This is a genomic window from Alteromonas sp. ASW11-130, assembly GCF_026183735.1.
Classification (GTDB): Bacteria; Pseudomonadota; Gammaproteobacteria; order Enterobacterales; family Alteromonadaceae; genus Alteromonas.
On record NZ_JAPFRE010000027.1, the window covers coordinates 160,644 to 177,077 of the forward strand.

Consider the following 16,434-nt stretch of genomic DNA (forward strand, 5'->3'; position numbering starts at 1 on the left):
TTCTGGCGTTTTTCCTTTTCTCTTGCATATTTCCGAAAACCCGCTTTCCCCGTTATGAAGTTTAAAGATAAAATCATCGATCTATCTCGCCCTCAGGTGATGGGCATATTAAATGTTACGCCTGATTCATTTTCTGATGGGGGTCAATACAACTCCTTAGATGCCGGTATCAGGCATGCCCAACGTATGGTAGCGGACGGTGCAACTTTTATTGATGTGGGGGGGGAATCAACGAGACCTGGGGCTGTACCTGTTAGTGAAGAAGAAGAGTTAGAACGGGTAATTCCAATTGTTGAACTTCTTGTAAAGGAAGTGGATTGCGTTGTTTCAGTCGACACCAGCAAAGCCGCAGTAATGAAAGAAGCCGCAGATGCTGGAGCTGGATTAATTAACGATGTTTATGCGCTGACTAAGTTTAATTCCATGGAAACGGTAGCAAAGCTCGACATACCTGTTTGTTTAATGCATATGCAAGGTACGCCTGAAACTATGCAAATACAGCCAGAATATGACGACGTAATAAACGAAGTTCGGCATTTCTTTAGACAGCGAGTCGAAGATTGCATTGAAGCGGGCATTCGAAAAAATCGCATTTTGCTTGATCCAGGATTTGGTTTTGGGAAAACACTTCATCATAATTACCGTATGCTAAAACGACTCAACGATATTTCTTTTGATGCACTACCGCTTTTAGTGGGGATGTCAAATAAGTCAATGTTAGGCACACTACTTGATAGAAAAGTTAAAGATAGATTGGCAGGTAATATTTCTGTCGCTACAATCGCTGCATTAAATGGGGCGAATATACTGAGAGTCCACGACGTTAAACAAACGTGTGACGCAGTAAAAATCGTAAACTACTTAAGTGATATAGAAAAATAGAAAAGTTAAGGAACCCAGATGGGACAACGTAAATACTTTGGTACTGATGGCATCCGAGGAAAAGTAGGAGAGAGCACTATCAATCCTGAGTTTGTCACTAAACTTGGTTGGGCAGCTGGTAAGGTGCTGGCGGGCCGAGGCACGAATAAGGTGTTGATTGGCAAAGATACAAGGATTTCTGGCTATATGCTGGAATCGGCCTTGGAAGCAGGATTATCTGCAGCGGGTATCAATATAGGCCTATTAGGTCCTATGCCTACACCGGCGATTGCGTATCTTACAAAAACTTTTCGTTCCGAAGCGGGGATTGTTATCAGCGCTTCACATAATCCATATTACGATAATGGGATAAAGTTTTTCTCTTCTGATGGGTTCAAATTAGACGACGATATTGAACTAGCAATTGAAGATATGATGGACCAGCCCATGACGTGCGTTGCGTCAAACAAATTGGGAAAAGCAACTCGCATCAGCGATGCGGCAGGACGTTATATTGAGTTTTGTAAAGCTACGTTCCCTTCAGAACTATCACTTCACGGTTTAAAAATAGTTGTCGATTGCGCTCATGGCGCTACATATCATATTGCGCCCAATGTACTGAGTGAACTAGGCGCTGAAGTTATCGAAATCGGTACAACGCCCAATGGTCTGAATATTAATGAGGGGGTGGGAGCGACATCGCTTCAGTCGCTGGTTGATAAAGTACTCGAGACGGGTGCAGATTTAGGTTTTGCGCTTGATGGGGATGGCGACCGGATCATGATGGTTGATAATATTGGTAACATTATTGATGGTGACCAAATTATTTTCATGATTGCAAGAGATGCGCTTAAAAATGGAAGAATGCAAGGCGGCGTCGTCGGCACACTGATGAGTAATCTTGGTCTTGAAAATGCCCTTAATAAACTCGGTGTTCCCTTTGCTAGAAGTAAAGTTGGTGATCGTTATGTTATGGAGCTACTTCAGCAAAAAGGCTGGACTATTGGTGGCGAAAATTCAGGCCATGTATTGAACCTAAATGCTTCCTCAACAGGGGATGGTATTGTTGCAGGATTGCAGGTACTTATTGCAATGGTAAGGTCAAATATGGATTTGCATGCCTTAAGCAGCGGATTTGAAAAGTATCCTCAACAACTGGTCAATGTGCGTTTTGGACCGGGCGGTGATAACCCGCTTGAGAACGACAACGTTAAAGCGGCAAAAAAGGAAGCAGAAAAAGCGCTTGGCAAGACCGGTAGGGTATTGTTACGTAAAAGTGGTACAGAACCATTAATCCGTGTCATGGTCGAGGCTGAAGATGAAATGGCATCTATTAAGTGGTCCGAGAGTATTGCTGATGCTGTGCGTAAAGTAACCGGTTAAGTTGCAAGTGAATGTAAATGCGTATTTTTGCTTGTATATTCATCCCGAAATCGTTAATATCACGCCCGCTTTAATAGGGCTAAGGCTGAAACAGTAATGGAACACAACCGCGTACCTATGGTGGCTGGAAATTGGAAAATGAACGGTGATCAGGATTTGGTCAACCAATTTTCTAAAGAGTTAAAAACCCAAGCGCTTTCATGCGCGGTGGTAATTTGTCCTCCATCTGTATATCTACCGCTGTTTTCGGACCATGATTTTAGTCTTGGTGCGCAAAACGTGAGCCATCTTCAAAATGGAGCGCATACTGGTGAACTATCGGTTAGTATGCTCAAAGAAGTTGGCGCCGACTATGTAATAGTGGGACATTCTGAGCGTAGAGAGTCGCAACAAGAAAGCAGTAAATTAGTTGCGCAAAAAGCAAAGAATGCGGTTGAAGGTGGATTAACACCTATAGTATGTGTGGGCGAACCGTTAAATATTCGCGAGCAAGAGACAGTTGAACCCTATATTGCCGAACAGTTAAAAGCGTTAACCGAATTGTTAAGTGTTGATGCGATGAAACAATGCGTTATTGCCTATGAGCCTATTTGGGCTATTGGAACAGGTAAAACGGCAACGCCTCAACAAGCTCAAGAAGTGCACGCATTTATTCGCCGCACATTGAATGCTCATGCTGAGGAATTAGGGGAAGGTATACGGCTGCTATACGGTGGCAGTGTTAAGGCTGACAACGCAAAACAGTTATTTTCTCAACCTGATGTTGATGGTGGCCTAATAGGTGGCGCCAGTTTGAAAGTCGAAGATTTTATAGCAATTTGCCGAGCGGCAAACTGACGAGGTATTTATGTTATACGAAGTGCTGTTAGTTTCGTACCTGATCGTTGCACTTATGCTGATTGGATTTGTTCTGATCCAGCAGGGTAAAGGTGCGGGTATGGGAGCATCTTTTGGTGCAGGTGGTTCCAACACTGTATTCGGGTCAAGTGGATCTGGTAACTTTATGACTCGAACAACGGGGGTGTTGGCAACGTTGTTTTTTCTTATTAGTTTAATTCTAGGCAACCTTTCTGCGAATCGCGAATCTGCTGAAGATGAATGGAACAATCTGGAAGTGCCCGCCACGCAATCAGAATCAGTGATCGCTGAAGATATACCAAGCGATAGCATGGCTACACAGCCGGCGGATTCAGATGTGCCAGTAGGAAACCAGACGGTGTCTGATGTTCCAGTTACTGAGACTAACGAAAAAGAAAAGGGCGACAAATAATATTCGCGGAAGTGGTGGAATTGGTAGACACGCCATCTTGAGGGGGTGGTGAGCATAGCTCGTGCGGGTTCAAGTCCCGCCTTCCGCACCAAATAAAAAAAGCTGCTTAACCGCAGCTTTTTCTATTTTTGGCGATCGAAAACATGAATTTGTAGTGGGTATTTCACCTAGTTCAAAAATAACCTTTTTCCAGTTATGGAATACGCAACTCATCCTTTTAATCTGATCAGTTCTCTATAAAACGCGGTATCAAACTTTGTCTTTATCAGTTTATACGGCAGTTTCTCCTCTATGCACACATCGATTAGGCAAATTCTCACTAATGTTATGGTAGGAGGGGTATTGCTTATTGGTGTCGTATTTCTTCCCGCTATTTGGTTTTTAAGTAATGGTTTAATAGAAAGACATCAACAGCATACATTTCAAATAGCGAAAGATCAGTTTCACAAAATTATTCAGCAATCTGCTGAAACGCTGCATCAGCAGTCGATTGAGCTACTTCGACAACCCTCATTTAGAAAAGCTTTAGAAAGTAAAAATTTTCAAAACTTAGCGGATGCTGCTCAGCGCTTTAGTGATCGGAAGGGAACCCGATTTAGCGTGTCCTCCACAGAATTACTTATGCCATTAACCTATCATGTAGAGAAATATCAAGATCAGGTTTTTCTAACCGTTTCTATCAAGGTGAATGATGCTGTAACTGTCACTGCACGCGAACCCATCACTAAAGGGTACTTCAATACTTTGATTACTGAACACAAAGTAGGTGTTATTTTTCAGTATCAATCGAATGGCGCTATTCTATTTTCTTCAAACCATCTCTCGGACATATCTCTACAATCAATTAGAAATATCAACCCCATTAGGCTTTGGTTAAGTAACTTTTTGAACAGCGAAAAGGTTTTTGTCTCAACTCCTTTTGCTTTCTACTCGGTTCCTCATCCTGAAGTTGCGATTTATCTTATAGGAGAGTTCACAGGATATTACGAAATGGTGAATAAACTTCAAAAAGTACTTTTAGGGTTGATTATATTGTTGTTATTGCTTGCGCTACTCTTAGCGTGGCAGGTCTCACGAAGAGTAAATATACCGCTTAGGCGATTGGTAAAACACGCTGACGAGCTTGCCCAAGGTAATTATATTGAACTGGAACCTACCCCTAATTCTCTGTCTGAAATCAAAAATTTGTACTCAGCTTTATCGGTTTTGAAAAACAGCGTTAAGCGTAGAGAAGAGCAGATACTTTACCAAGCCACTCACGACCTTGTTACAGGGCTCTATAATCGAAACTTTCTTGAACAAACCATCAGTCGTTCTATTGAAGCCGAACGCCGATTACAGTTAATTGGAATCAAGGTATTAGGAATCAGAAGGATTAGTGAACTCTATGGATATGCGAGCGGAGATAAATGTCTCCAAATGTTGGCGCAACGGTTATTACGATGGCCCGGAACCGTTACTAGGATTTCCGATGACGAATTAGTTTTCATCCCGGAGCATGCTCTGAGTGAAGAGCAAATAGACACGTTGAAACATATAGCAGAGCAGCCCGTTGAAATTGAATATTTCTCCATTCCAGTCAAGGTGGCACTAATAACACTTAATTGTCCGCAGCAGGTTGAAAACGTTGCTGATATGTTTAAAAAAATCAGAATCACTATTGATGAGGCCATTACCAGCAAGCAAAGGGTTATGGCATTTGACGACAAACTTGAAGTCCGTTATGCCCGCCGCCTTTCGATAGTGTTAGAACTGAAAAATGCGTTAGTAAATTGCCCCCATGAGCTGGCTGTTGTCTACCAGCCTATAATCAATTTAGAAACAAATGCATTGACTAGTGTTGAGGCGCTCATCAGGTGGAATAGTAAAAAGCTAGGAGTTGTGTCGCCAGATGAATTCATTAAAGTAGCTGAGCAGGCTGGCATAATAGATAAGGTTACGGACTGGGTTATTCAGCGTGTCTTGATAGAGTTATATGAGTTTCGTCAACTTGGCTACTCCTTCCCGATAGCGATTAACCTTTCTTCCCACGATATACAGCGAGAAAGTTTTATCAAGTCGTTTACACCTTTGCTAAAAGAAGTGGGCTTTAGCCCAGCCGATATTGAATTAGACCTTACCGAAAGCGATCTCTTATCAGATTTGAACGCAGCCAAGCGGAATTTAACAGCGCTGCATAAAAGTGGATTTAGTCTTGCGATCGATGATTTTGGTACGGGATATTCTTCATTGGCTTACATTAAGGATTTCACTTTTACGACCTTAAAAATCGATAAACGTTTTATTATTACACTAGATAAAAATGAAAGCGATAAGCTGATTGTGAAGACAATATTATTGCTCGCAAAAGCACTTAGGCTAGCAGTGACCGCGGAAGGTGTGGAGAACGAAGAAAGCTTAGCTTTATTAAAAGAGTGGGGGTGTACTCATGCTCAGGGGTACTTTCTAAGTAAGCCTTTGAGCGCCGAGGAGCTCGTCAAACAATGTCGAGATGGCAAATTCAACGTAACCTCTAAACCGAAATTAAATAGCTGAAAAACTTGCACATATCTTGCTTTCAGTTATTAAAGCAAGCTATGAACAGTTTATAACAACCGACTAATTAAGGATTTTAAAATGGATATTATTCGCATTATTCTATCGATATTATTGCCACCCTTAGGCGTATTTCTGCAAGTAGGAATAGGTAAACACTTTTGGATCAATGTCATTCTAACGTTATTAGGTTACATTCCAGGTATTATACATGCGGTGTATATCATTGCTACGCGCTAACTAAGTTGGTACGTGGGGCGCGGCCGACTTTTCTTCGGCGCGCCTGAACCTTTCTTTCGCTCAATTTCGATGAGCGAAAACAGTATTCTTGATATCGAAATTAACCATTAAGTGGTCAATCTTTTCTCTATCTGTCACCGATGGGTTTGTGGTAACCAGTAATTCATACGTTGCATTGGCTTGATTGTTAATAATTGACTTATGCTCGTCACTTAAATGATGAGTAAGTTTTTTCAAACAATGTAAAATATGCAGACCTATTGCGACGTGATTTTTCCCTGATTGCCTTATTTGGTCAAAAGACATATCTATCACGCCCCTTAGTGAGAAGGTCCTTCGTTTCAGCCATGTTTGGTGTTCTGTATTTAGGATAGTGTCAAACGGGAAGGGGCGCCGACTCATTAATATACAAGCCGATGTTAGTTTGTCTAAACATGATATTGCAGTAAAGGGGTCATTTATGCCAGGAGAAAGCGCCCGAAGGGCAATTTCCACAAGCTGACTAACAGCAAACTCAGGGTCTTGGACGGGCGTCCTGCGATGACCCAGTAGAATTAATCCATTAAGACAGGTTAAATCTTTTTCAGTCAATGCATAATGTGAATGGATTACTACAATTTTTTCGCCGGGCATCACATAGTCCCCACTTCTGACTAAAATTTCAAACCCGCAGATACCTTTTATTTTTGAATTTAGAAATTCCTCATAATTAATAGTCTGCACGTAACCGCTCCCTTCAGAGAAATATGATATCTGAAATTGCGCATTTGGTAATATCCTTTCAGGAACAGGCTCCTCCTCGTCCCGTATGTCCAGTTTCGGAAGCAACGTGGGGAGATCCATTTTGAAGTCAACAAAACTTTTGTGAATAACTTCTTCGGCTTGAATTGCATTCGAAACATGATGAATGAAAAAGATTAGTGCAAATAAATTGACCACCCCAATAAAAAAGGTAACCGTAGAAATAATTGAAAGCGCTTCTGCATTTTCACGGATAGCGGCAAGATGATGAAGTGCAATAATACAAAACAGAAACGAGGAAACTAAAATACCCAAAACACTCTGGGTAGCCTTATCAAGCATAAACGTGCGTAATAGCCGCGGACCGAATTGAGCAGTGGCCATCGTTAGCACTACAATTGTCATCGAAAATGCAATACTTGTGGCTGTAATAATTGCCGTGGCCAAAGTAGAAAGCAATTGTCTTGCGCCTTCTTCTTCCACTAAAGGAATAAGGTTAATGACAAATTCCGGTAATTTAGAGCGTTGTACCATGAATAAGCAAAATAAACATACTGCTGACATTCCTATCATCATCAGCACAGGGATGAACCAGTAGCTGGTGCTTACAGCTTCCCAAATGGTACGTAATCGAGTTTTATACTTTATAAAGCGCATTACTTAGCGGGGCTATGGAAGTTTATGCTTTAAACGGTTGATTTACCTAAAAAGACCTATGTTTTTAAAAATGCTGGGGTAAAAAGCTATTATTGAAAAAATAAAAGAGAAGAGGGGACGCTCCCGTGGACGCAAAGGCATAATGCTATTTGCATCGTTATCGTGATCGCTCCTAAGACTTATCTAAGGTTTTCTAAAGAAGAGACTTACACGGTGTCACGTACACGCTTACCTCATAAAAAAAGTAAAAGTGCCTATAACAGTTCTATTTAATCGCTTTATCGAAGTAAATCGTAATGGCTCATATGTAGTAACTCATAACTGAACCGAAATTTTCCATCGAAGGCTTCAGCCTAAACTCATTATCTGCTATGTGCTCGATTAAATAAGAATTTTCGGCGTCAAACCACACCATCAAAATAAACGACTTAGAGGACTCACTACGCCATTAGCGCCCTGCTGAAGAACATGAGTATAAATTTGTGTTGTTTTAACATCAGAGTGCCCTAATTGGGCCTGAACGGTTCGAATATCTGCGCCAGACTGTAATAAATGGGTGGCGAAAGAGTGCCTTAACGTATGAGGTGTTATTGGTTTCGTCATTCCGGATACAGATACAGCTTGTTTAACCGCTTTACGGACGCAAGTAGGGTGAAAATGATGCCTTCTTATCTCACCTGTTGCTGGATCTGCACTGAGTTTATGCGAGGGAAACAAGAACTGCCAAGCAAGCGACTTATTCGCTAAGGGATATTTTTTTGCTAACGCATGCGGCATCCAAACGCCGGCGTATTGTTCATTCTGCATATCGAGTTTCAAGTATTCATCAACCTGCGCTATTTGATTTCTGAGTAATGGAATTAGCTCTGCAGCCAGAGTAACAATGCGGTGTTTCTTGCCTTTACCGTTCCAGACCCTTACACACTTATAGTCAAAATCGATATCTTGTACGCGTAGTTGCACTGCTTCCATGCATCTCAGACCACTACCGTACATCAAGCCGGCTATAAGGTAGTAACGTTTGTTCAATTTTGACATAAGCAATTTCACTTCAGTCTGGGTCATAACAATGGGCAGTTTGGGTTGACGTTTACTTCGGGCAAAATTCAAATTAAGAGACAGTTCGTTCATAACAATATGCTTATAAAGAAACGATAGCGAGTTAAGTGCAGTGGCTTGCGTACGCGGTGACACATTGGCCTTCAACGCCAAATGCTCAAGGTATTGTTCAACTTCATTGTCGCCCATTGAAGAGGGATGACGTTTTTCGTGAAAGTGAATAAATGCTGAGATCCACTTCAAATAAGTAGACACAGTCCTGGGAGAATACTGCCTAAACAACATGTACTCAGTTATATGATTTAAGAAAGGAGACTTTGTTTTCATGGCTTTAAAATGTGGGTGTATGTATATACAGTTGTAGCTGGTTTTCCCCTATATTCAAGAAAACGACCCAATCGCGCGTTTTTGTCATACGAATTATCAGGTAAATTTTCTTAAAGCCTTGGCATCTATTGGCTTTAAGAAACATTGAAATCATGGCACTATGGACAAAAAAGAGCACATGCTCGGTAGAAAAACGCGCAATTTGCGCCTTATTAAATTGTTATGTTTCATAAAGGATTATTTAAAATGGATATAGAAGAAATTGAGATTGATGGGCAACTAATTGTAGTTCATCTCCCCGTCAACAATATGAATATATCGGGAAGAACAGTAAGCTACCAAGACGGTGGTGGATCTCGTGAGCAATCATTCAGTACCACTTCATTAGCAAGAAAATTCACTTTGATATTAGCGGAGCTAAAATGATTCCCCTGTTTAAATGGAATACCAGAGCTGGTACTTTTTATATTTGCCAGTCAGCAGATGGAAAATTTCACCCAGTCTTTGAAAATGAAAGCTTAGGTAGTTACTCGCAAGCTTGGCAGGCAGCAGAAGATCTTGCTGGCGGGCATACTTTTTCGAATTCGGCAGGTGTAGATACATCAGAATTAAGTATTCCAGACCATACGAATGATTGGGAAAGAGCCTAGGTAATTTTAAGCATATGAAACATAACAAAAACTTAAACACGCCCGCATGGGCGGGCTCGGACAAAAACACAGCGCCGCTTCGCGATTGTAGCGCTGTGTTTTTGCCTGTTAAGTAAAGGTTAGCCACCACACAGTTTTTATCGCTCATCTGAAAAAGGATGTTTTATGAGAGTAATTTTATTATCAATATTGCTATTTATTTCGGGTTGTACAACATCGTTATGGTTACCCAAATATAAACAGGAGTTGGTAGATGGGTTTTATGTCAAAAGTGACACAGGCGAACTATTTGTAACTGGCTCAAGTACAGCTTATCTTTTCGATATCAGTAAAGATTTTGGAGAAGCGCTCGCTTTATCTAGGAAGGTAGAATTTTATCCTACATTTACTGATTTCGAGTTGAGGAAAGATAACACCATCAAAGGCACCGTTTCATTGACCCTGCTAAGTGATGAACCATCCTCTGAATTAGAAGAACAACTGGTTTCACTTGGCTTCAGGAAAGATAAACTCCTCAAATGTTTCAGACTGACAGAGCAAGTAAATGGTCAGAGGTATGTTGTGGAAGGCGAATTGCCACTAGAAAAATTTGAAGAAAGCTTACGAATAGCAGTTGCACAACCGTCTACTTTCTCAGAAACGGCGGGCAAAATAATAGCCACTCCAGCGACAATAGCTATAGATTCAGTAGTAATAGTTCCAGCCGTGTTTCTTGGGGCTACTGTAATGGCGGCGGGCGGTGGCTAACAAAAAAATCAAGTCGCCTGCTGACGAAGGCTGGGACGCTATCAGGCAGGGCGGCTTCGCCATTATGCCCTACGCGTCTGCGCCCCAAAGCTTAAAGTTATGTGACTCAGGGAGAGTTCATTTGAAATTCACAATGATATATGGCCCCTCAGGGATTGGAAAAGAGAGTGTTGGACGTGAACTTGCTAAAAGAAATGGTTGGCATGTATTTCCGCAACATTTGGCTTTTGATGTCGCGTGTGCCGTTATTGGTTTTGGTAACGATGGCTTTGAGGCGTATCAACGTAAAATTTGTCTAGATGCCTTTCGAACACTCTTTGAAAATAATGTTAAAGGCGTTGTTTTTACCTTTTGTTATGTCCACCCTTTCAGTAATTATTTTATTGAAGGTCTATTAGAATTTTTGGGCGAGTCAGGTATTAATGCAAACTTTATACGCCTAACATGTGACTACGAGGAGCATGTAAAAAGAGTTACCAATACTGGTCGCCACAATACCAATAAAATCCAATCAATAGAATATCTTGATGATTATTTGAAAAGGTTTGATTTCTCAGTTGATATACCAAATGTGGAAACACTTCACATTGATACAACAACGATGTCCATTGAAGCATCAGCTAAAGATATTGAGAGAAGTATCGTCACATAACAAGGGAATCATGAAAGGGACGCAAAACGCTTGGCTTGCGCTCCTTCGTCGCTAATTTTAGCCAAGCATTTATGCGCCCCATATTGCGGCGTTAGATGCACACAGGTGACTCAATGAGTGACGAAACAACTCCAGAGCTAAAAAGTGCTGTACACGAAGCAAATAAGAGAGAAGCTTTCGATGGGATGAGGGCTTATCATCAGTCAGAAATTGCACATAAGAAAGATGCCGTAGATATTCTCAAGGCAATTCTTACTACAACAATTGTTTTGTATGGTGGTGTATTAAGCGTCGTAATAAGCGGAAATATTGATAATTCTTACGCAATTTATACCGGCTGGACCCTAGTTGTACTGATAGGCTTGTCAGTTGCATTAGTAGTAGGTGTTACAAATAGAAAAATAGATGAAGACAATAAGAGATATAGAAAGTATCGAGATGAATACGTGCTCGAGAGAAAGCTACTAGGCCTTGAGTCAGATCTATTGAATGAGAATTATACATCGGCATGGATAGAAGAACATTATCCTACCAAAACAGGTTACCACCATACAAAAAACATACTCAGAGTTTTTGCTGCCATGATATTTTTCGTTTCATTAGTTGGTAGTGCTTTTATATATGGTGCAAAAGAAGCATCTAACAATAGCGTTCAACAAGGACAGGCTGCTGCACCGTGCCCTACGGTCACGACACAGCAGCCTGCCTATTAGCTGGGCGTTATATTTACGTGGAGTTCAGTAGTTGAAATATTCATTATCTATATTATTGCTCGCAATCACGTCGAGCGCTCTTGCAGATCCACAAGCTCTTCGTTTAGCTAGATATATCGGCAATCTGAACATGTATGACGTTACGTTTTCTTTGGTAGACTCAAAGTGCAATACATCCTATTCATTAACGACCGAGCAGGTTGAAGAAATCAATAAGTTAACTTTAGAAAAAGCGCGGGTATCATACGAGAAATTCAACTCAATTATCGGCGACCCAGCACTTACTAAAAAGATGGCAGAGGAGTCAATTCAACCTATCATCGACAGCAACTGTAATTCTAAGCTGCTTAATTATTGGTATTCTAACGTTTCCAAAGACTTTGATAAAAATATGTCAAATTTAAGAAGTGAACAGTCAACGAATGTACAAGTTAAGTAAATATAACAAGCCAATAAACTCACTCACTTCGTTCGCTGGGATGCATACACGCAGGGCGGCTTCGCCATTATGCCCTACGTGCATGCGCCCGTTATTGAAAAGTTAGCTGCCACGACAAAGTAATGCACAATATTCTGTACATGTACTTAGTTTCAAACTAAACTTGTTCCATATACTGTACAAGTGAGGTGCAAAATGAGAATAGTCTCTTTTACCGAAGCCCGAAATGGCCTAAAAGCCGTTTTGGATAATGTAATTAACGATGCGGATACTACTGTAATTACTCGTCGTGACTCTGAAGATGCTGTTGTAATGTCATTGGATTACTACAACAGCCTTATGGAAACTGTTCATTTACTTCGTTCTCCAGCGAATGCTGAACACTTAAATCGTTCAATTGCACAGTTTAAAGCGGGTAAAACGACCCACCGAGAACTTATTGATGAGTGACAGGTTATTATCATGGACTGATGAAGCTTGGGATAGTTACGTCTATTGGCAGACACAAGACAAGAAAACCTTGAAACGCATCAATAAGCTAATTGCCGATGTCAAGCGCTCTGCATTTGCTGGGATTGGAAAACCGGAATCCCTTAAAGAAAACCTTTCAGGCTTCTGGTCTGGCAGAATAGATGATTCTAATCGTTTGGTATATGCCGTAGATGATACAGCAATTACGATTATCTCGTGTCGTTATCATTATTAGTAGGTGGCAGCTAACAAACTAAGTAAACGGGACAATTACACGCAGGCTCCCGTCACTTCGTTCCGTATTATAGCCTGCGTGCAATAGCTCCTTCTTGGGGGCGTTAGCCACCTCAAAGGAGTATCAATTCAATGCGAAAAAAACTGGCATTTGTTACACTCTTATTATTTTGTAAACTGACTAGTGCTAGTGCCAGTGAGGATGAGTTTTTCACTGATGTTCACAATGAGTTACAAAACAGTTCGTTTTCTGGATTGATTTTTATTGCACATGGGAAGCAAGTTTTATATTCAAAGGCTTTTGGTTATTCCAACAGAGAAAATGGAACAAAATTTAATAAATATACAGTTTTCGATATTGGATCAATTACCAAGCAATTTTTAGCTACGTCAATAATAAAACTATCTGAACAAGGACTTTTGTCTGTAGAGGACGAAATATCAAAATACTTCAATGGTGTACCTGAAGATAAGAAAAAAATAAAGTTACATCACCTTTTAACTCATACTGCTGGCTTTCCTGCGAACCTTTCTAATCATCGACTTTATGATATCGTCAATTATCAACAATTTCCCTCGTTGGCATTCCGGGAAAAGTTACAATCAGACCCCGGTGTGAAATATCAGTATTCAAATATTGGTTATAGCCTATTGGCTAGAGTGGTTGAATCAGTTACTAATAAAAATTGGGAAGAATATATTAATGAAGAGCTGTTGCAACCTGCGGGTTTGAAGAGTACGGGGTATCGTATTCCTAATTTTAAATCTGAGATATTGGCAATTAATTATGGTGCCGACCAGAATACGTTCCAACGATTGTTTTCAATTGAAGCGAAAAGTCGAAGTGTAGGTCATTCGTTAAAGCATTTATACGACGAACCAGGTGAACGTTGGATGGAAGGTGCAGGTGGTTTTATGTCAACTATTTCGGATATGTACAATTGGTATCTAGTAATGCGGGCAGGTCGTATTTTAAGTAAGGATTCTTGGGAAACTATCTTTACTCCACATGCCAAAGAAGGAGATCGTTCCCATTACGGCTATGGGTGGGCAATTACCAATTCTGAGCTGGGAAGTAAGTTAATAACTCACAATGGCTCCAATGGCTACTCTTTCGCTGATTTTAAATATTACCCTAGTGAGGATCTATTTGTAATTATAGCAACAAATGATATTGATAATTATCCAGAAGAATTTGTCAACAAGCTGAACAAACATGCGCTAACGGTAGTGGCTAACAAGTCAATTCACCTGACCGCTGACGCGTCGGCTGATTGAGGCGTTATCTTCCAATTGACATATGCGCTCTTCCGCGATAATCTTAACTTATGCCGACAGTATTAAGATTAGGGCCTTATCGTTTCTTCTTTTATAGTAATGAAAACGGTCTGGACATGACTCAATGAGTTTGACGATTTTACTTTCTATTTTTTTAATCTAATTTTTGAAGTCCGTCGATATAGGCTTGATGGTCATAGCAAGTCCCTTCGGCAGAATTTGAAGGCGGTTCTTTTCCATCGTTTGCATGACCAGCAATTGATTTCTTCTTGCGACTAAATCACTCATAGCTTGCATCGTTTCTGGCTTTAGCTGAGATAGGTTGGGTTGAATGGCTTCACCATAATGTGCAATTAGTTGTGCAGCTAGCTTATCAGTTTTTGCCCGTTGACCTAGTGCTCCGGCAAAGCGCTTTACGTGGATAGGATTCGCGATAACAAAAGGTAAATTAGCGTTAGCCCATGTCATAATAAAAGGCATTCCAAGGCGACCAGTGGCCTCTATAACAATGCGGTAGGGTGAATATTTCTAGATTGTTTTAACGGCTTCTTTAATGCCTTTTTCATCATTATTGACGGTGAAATATATGTCGAATGGGCGGATATAAATATCCAGCTGAAACTTACCCGTATCGATACCAACGTTAACGTTTTGCTTTGTTTTTGTATTCATAATAAGCTAACTCTTGCTTGCATAATGCGGTCCGGTGACCGGTGCAATCGAAACTCAGTAGACTATTCGAGTGTGGAGCTTGGAGTCCTTTGTGGTGTTCTTTCTTGTTATCGGTCCCTCAACTGAGGAGCCATCGCTCAATCGAACGACCACAAAACAAAGCTTTAGTTGCTGCTAAAGCCTGGGTCTCACTTTACTTCACACTGATTGAAATCAGGATGATTTACGTGAATTATTATCCATACAAGCTGCTCAAAAGGAAAAGTAACAGTTGGCCATCGCATCGCGATTATATCAAACCATTATTTTCCTCTTCGCAATGCGTTATATGGCAAGGGTAATAAAGTGACTTTTTCAAATATTTTGAAAGTTTGTTTAGTTGTTATATTGCCAATCACTGTTACTTGGTTTTTAGTGCAAGTTCAATATCGATACTTCGACATGAATTCTAATGCAATGCCATCCATTATTGGATTTATAGTTGGGTTTGGAGTGTTAACGACAATTGAAATTGAATCTCAAAGGAACAGGAAGTGGTTTACATTGAGTTTCGTCTTGCTAATGCCAGCAATAGTTTTGTTTGTTGGCCTTTTGGCAAGCTGTAGTAATGGAGATTGTCTGTAAGTGCCATATAACAAACGTATCAATGGACAAATACTCGCGGGCTATCCCTTCGGGATTATAGCCACCAAGCATTTGCCGTTTATTAGGGGCGTTAGATGCTCATGGAGAACTAACTATCCACCCAACTAAAATAACTCGTACGCTGGTAGGTTTTTTAGTAGCACCGGTAGTTCCAGTTTTTCTGTTCTCATTGAGTGCGGGGGCGTACTTTTTTGTTTTGTTTATGGTAGGTATTCCGGCAGCATATGTCGGTGCTCTTGTCGTAGGGGCTCCATTATTTCATATCTACAAAAAATTGAATTGTTTGAGTTGGCCGTATTTTTTAATTGGTGGCCTTATTTGCTCCTTACCCTTTGGGTGGTTTTATTCGGGCGGAGCCAATACACACCTTGAGATTTATGGTCTGAGAAATATGGTGATATTTTTCGCCATTGGCGCTACTGGTGGTATCACATTTTGGTTTATATCGGTTCGCTCACGATTTGAATTTCGTCGTTCATTCCTACGTGAATCCATAGGTCTAATTGGGGTCGTTATTGTTACTTCGTTTAGTCTCTATGTTTATTATCTTGGTACTTCAGAAAGCCTCGAAGGTACAATGCCTGCACAGAACGCCGAATTTCTTAGTTCTTCGAGTCGTGCCGTCCAAATAGAGCTGTCTAATGGCATCTTCGTTACTGCCAGCCTCCCAGCCAATTTGCCATTCAGACCGGGCTGTCCAATTTTTGTAACAGTAAGGCGCTCATACCTAACAACTGAAAGCTTATATTGGGTTAATGGTTATAAAGACTCGCCATTTGTAAACGTATGGCAAATTCTTGAGCAGAGTAAAAGAAATGATATCCCTAGATCGTGCGAGTAATGCATCTTACAAGGCGCTG

The 16,434-nt window shown here is 40.7% G+C and carries 18 protein-coding genes, 1 tRNA gene and 1 pseudogene; 17 read left to right on the forward strand and 3 right to left on the reverse strand.

Going from position 1 to position 16,434, the window contains the following annotated elements:
• Positions 1-54 precede the first annotated feature (54 nt).
• The 7 genes from folP (at position 55) to OPS28_RS09885 (ending at position 6,289) form a co-directional block, all read left to right on the forward strand.
• Positions 55-882, forward strand: coding sequence for a dihydropteroate synthase (gene folP, locus OPS28_RS09855; protein WP_265609283.1), 828 nt, complete (start codon positions 55-57; stop codon positions 880-882).
• Positions 883-900: 18 nt separating this feature from the next.
• Positions 901-2,244, forward strand: a complete 1,344-nt coding sequence (glmM, locus tag OPS28_RS09860) for a phosphoglucosamine mutase (RefSeq protein ID WP_265609284.1) — start codon at positions 901-903, stop codon at positions 2,242-2,244.
• Positions 2,245-2,340: 96 nt separating this feature from the next.
• On the forward strand, positions 2,341-3,081 hold the full coding sequence (tpiA, locus tag OPS28_RS09865) for a triose-phosphate isomerase (protein ID WP_265609285.1): 741 nt from the start codon (positions 2,341-2,343) through the stop codon (positions 3,079-3,081).
• A 10-nt stretch (positions 3,082-3,091) separates the two neighbouring features.
• Positions 3,092-3,514: a preprotein translocase subunit SecG gene (gene secG / locus OPS28_RS09870; protein ID WP_265609286.1), complete on the forward strand. Its 423-nt coding sequence runs from the start codon at positions 3,092-3,094 to the stop codon at positions 3,512-3,514.
• Between the two features lie 5 nt (positions 3,515-3,519).
• Positions 3,520-3,605, forward strand: a tRNA-Leu gene (locus OPS28_RS09875).
• 200 nt (positions 3,606-3,805) lie between these two features.
• Complete coding sequence (locus tag OPS28_RS09880) at positions 3,806-6,049, forward strand: putative bifunctional diguanylate cyclase/phosphodiesterase (protein ID WP_265609287.1); 2,244 nt, start codon at positions 3,806-3,808, stop codon at positions 6,047-6,049.
• 81 nt (positions 6,050-6,130) lie between these two features.
• Complete coding sequence (locus OPS28_RS09885) at positions 6,131-6,289, forward strand: YqaE/Pmp3 family membrane protein (protein WP_265609288.1); 159 nt, start codon at positions 6,131-6,133, stop codon at positions 6,287-6,289.
• Between the two features lie 60 nt (positions 6,290-6,349).
• On the opposite strand, the gene OPS28_RS09890 is transcribed toward OPS28_RS09885, so the two are convergent.
• Together OPS28_RS09890 and OPS28_RS09895 are read right to left on the reverse strand one after the other, a co-directional pair.
• The gene (locus OPS28_RS09890) at positions 6,350-7,687 is read right to left on the reverse strand and encodes a DUF2254 domain-containing protein (RefSeq protein WP_265609289.1); all 1,338 of its coding nucleotides are present in this window, start codon (positions 7,685-7,687) and stop codon (positions 6,350-6,352) included.
• A 414-nt stretch (positions 7,688-8,101) separates the two neighbouring features.
• Positions 8,102-9,073: an integron integrase gene (locus tag OPS28_RS09895; protein ID WP_265609290.1), complete on the reverse strand. Its 972-nt coding sequence runs from the start codon at positions 9,071-9,073 to the stop codon at positions 8,102-8,104.
• Between the two features lie 246 nt (positions 9,074-9,319).
• On the opposite strand from OPS28_RS09895, the gene OPS28_RS09900 reads away from it, so the two are divergent.
• From OPS28_RS09900 to OPS28_RS09940, 9 genes are all read left to right on the forward strand, one after another.
• A complete protein-coding gene (locus OPS28_RS09900; protein WP_265609291.1) occupies positions 9,320-9,499 on the forward strand; it encodes a hypothetical protein in 180 nt (59 codons plus the stop codon).
• Entirely contained in the window at positions 9,496-9,723 is a 228-nt protein-coding gene (locus OPS28_RS09905) for a hypothetical protein (RefSeq protein ID WP_265609292.1), read from the forward strand. The genes OPS28_RS09900 and OPS28_RS09905 overlap by 4 nt, the downstream gene beginning before the upstream one ends.
• Before the next feature lie 165 nt (positions 9,724-9,888).
• Positions 9,889-10,470 (forward strand): hypothetical protein, encoded by a 582-nt coding sequence (locus OPS28_RS09910; protein ID WP_265609293.1) that lies wholly within the window; start codon positions 9,889-9,891, stop codon positions 10,468-10,470.
• 121 nt (positions 10,471-10,591) lie between these two features.
• On the forward strand, positions 10,592-11,122 hold the full coding sequence (locus OPS28_RS09915) for an AAA family ATPase (protein WP_265609294.1): 531 nt from the start codon (positions 10,592-10,594) through the stop codon (positions 11,120-11,122).
• A gap of 113 nt (positions 11,123-11,235) precedes the next feature.
• Positions 11,236-11,835 (forward strand): hypothetical protein, encoded by a 600-nt coding sequence (locus OPS28_RS09920; protein ID WP_265609295.1) that lies wholly within the window; start codon positions 11,236-11,238, stop codon positions 11,833-11,835.
• A 31-nt stretch (positions 11,836-11,866) separates the two neighbouring features.
• Entirely contained in the window at positions 11,867-12,274 is a 408-nt protein-coding gene (locus OPS28_RS09925; RefSeq protein WP_265609296.1) for a hypothetical protein, read from the forward strand.
• Between the two features lie 195 nt (positions 12,275-12,469).
• Positions 12,470-12,724 carry a type II toxin-antitoxin system Phd/YefM family antitoxin gene (locus tag OPS28_RS09930; RefSeq protein ID WP_265609297.1) on the forward strand — a complete coding sequence of 85 codons (255 nt, stop codon included), beginning with the start codon at positions 12,470-12,472 and terminating at the stop codon, positions 12,722-12,724.
• Positions 12,717-12,980: a Txe/YoeB family addiction module toxin gene (locus OPS28_RS09935; RefSeq protein WP_265609298.1), complete on the forward strand. Its 264-nt coding sequence runs from the start codon at positions 12,717-12,719 to the stop codon at positions 12,978-12,980. The genes OPS28_RS09930 and OPS28_RS09935 overlap by 8 nt, the downstream gene beginning before the upstream one ends.
• 131 nt (positions 12,981-13,111) lie before the next feature.
• Positions 13,112-14,257 carry a serine hydrolase domain-containing protein gene (locus tag OPS28_RS09940; RefSeq protein WP_265609299.1) on the forward strand — a complete coding sequence of 382 codons (1,146 nt, stop codon included), beginning with the start codon at positions 13,112-13,114 and terminating at the stop codon, positions 14,255-14,257.
• Positions 14,258-14,419: 162 nt separating this feature from the next.
• Here OPS28_RS09940 and OPS28_RS09945 read toward each other — a convergent pair.
• Positions 14,420-14,929 (reverse strand): annotated as a pseudogene (locus tag OPS28_RS09945) (IS110 family transposase); the annotation flags it as partial.
• 1,036 nt (positions 14,930-15,965) lie between these two features.
• Between OPS28_RS09945 and OPS28_RS09950 the strand changes: the two are divergent.
• Complete coding sequence (locus OPS28_RS09950; protein WP_265609300.1) at positions 15,966-16,415, forward strand: hypothetical protein; 450 nt, start codon at positions 15,966-15,968, stop codon at positions 16,413-16,415.
• Positions 16,416-16,434: the final 19 nt, after the last annotated feature.

Excerpts from the sequence above, each read along its gene's own strand:
- OPS28_RS09910 (WP_265609293.1), top strand. The coding sequence starts at position 9,889 with ATGAGAGTAATTTTATTATCAATATTGCTATTTATTTCGGGTTGTACA.
- OPS28_RS09935 (WP_265609298.1), top strand. The coding sequence starts at position 12,717 with ATGAGTGACAGGTTATTATCATGGACTGATGAAGCTTGGGATAGTTAC.
- OPS28_RS09895 (WP_265609290.1), bottom strand. The coding sequence starts at position 9,073 with ATGAAAACAAAGTCTCCTTTCTTAAATCATATAACTGAGTACATGTTG.
- folP (WP_265609283.1), top strand. The coding sequence starts at position 55 with ATGAAGTTTAAAGATAAAATCATCGATCTATCTCGCCCTCAGGTGATG.
- OPS28_RS09905 (WP_265609292.1), top strand. The coding sequence starts at position 9,496 with ATGATTCCCCTGTTTAAATGGAATACCAGAGCTGGTACTTTTTATATT.
- glmM (WP_265609284.1), top strand. The coding sequence starts at position 901 with ATGGGACAACGTAAATACTTTGGTACTGATGGCATCCGAGGAAAAGTA.
- OPS28_RS09930 (WP_265609297.1), top strand. The coding sequence starts at position 12,470 with ATGAGAATAGTCTCTTTTACCGAAGCCCGAAATGGCCTAAAAGCCGTT.
- secG (WP_265609286.1), top strand. The coding sequence starts at position 3,092 with ATGTTATACGAAGTGCTGTTAGTTTCGTACCTGATCGTTGCACTTATG.
- OPS28_RS09890 (WP_265609289.1), bottom strand. The coding sequence starts at position 7,687 with ATGCGCTTTATAAAGTATAAAACTCGATTACGTACCATTTGGGAAGCT.
- OPS28_RS09950 (WP_265609300.1), top strand. The coding sequence starts at position 15,966 with ATGGTGATATTTTTCGCCATTGGCGCTACTGGTGGTATCACATTTTGG.
- OPS28_RS09940 (WP_265609299.1), top strand. The coding sequence starts at position 13,112 with ATGCGAAAAAAACTGGCATTTGTTACACTCTTATTATTTTGTAAACTG.
- OPS28_RS09900 (WP_265609291.1), top strand. The coding sequence starts at position 9,320 with ATGGATATAGAAGAAATTGAGATTGATGGGCAACTAATTGTAGTTCAT.
- OPS28_RS09880 (WP_265609287.1), top strand. The coding sequence starts at position 3,806 with ATGCACACATCGATTAGGCAAATTCTCACTAATGTTATGGTAGGAGGG.
- OPS28_RS09885 (WP_265609288.1), top strand. The coding sequence starts at position 6,131 with ATGGATATTATTCGCATTATTCTATCGATATTATTGCCACCCTTAGGC.
- OPS28_RS09920 (WP_265609295.1), top strand. The coding sequence starts at position 11,236 with ATGAGTGACGAAACAACTCCAGAGCTAAAAAGTGCTGTACACGAAGCA.
- tpiA (WP_265609285.1), top strand. The coding sequence starts at position 2,341 with ATGGAACACAACCGCGTACCTATGGTGGCTGGAAATTGGAAAATGAAC.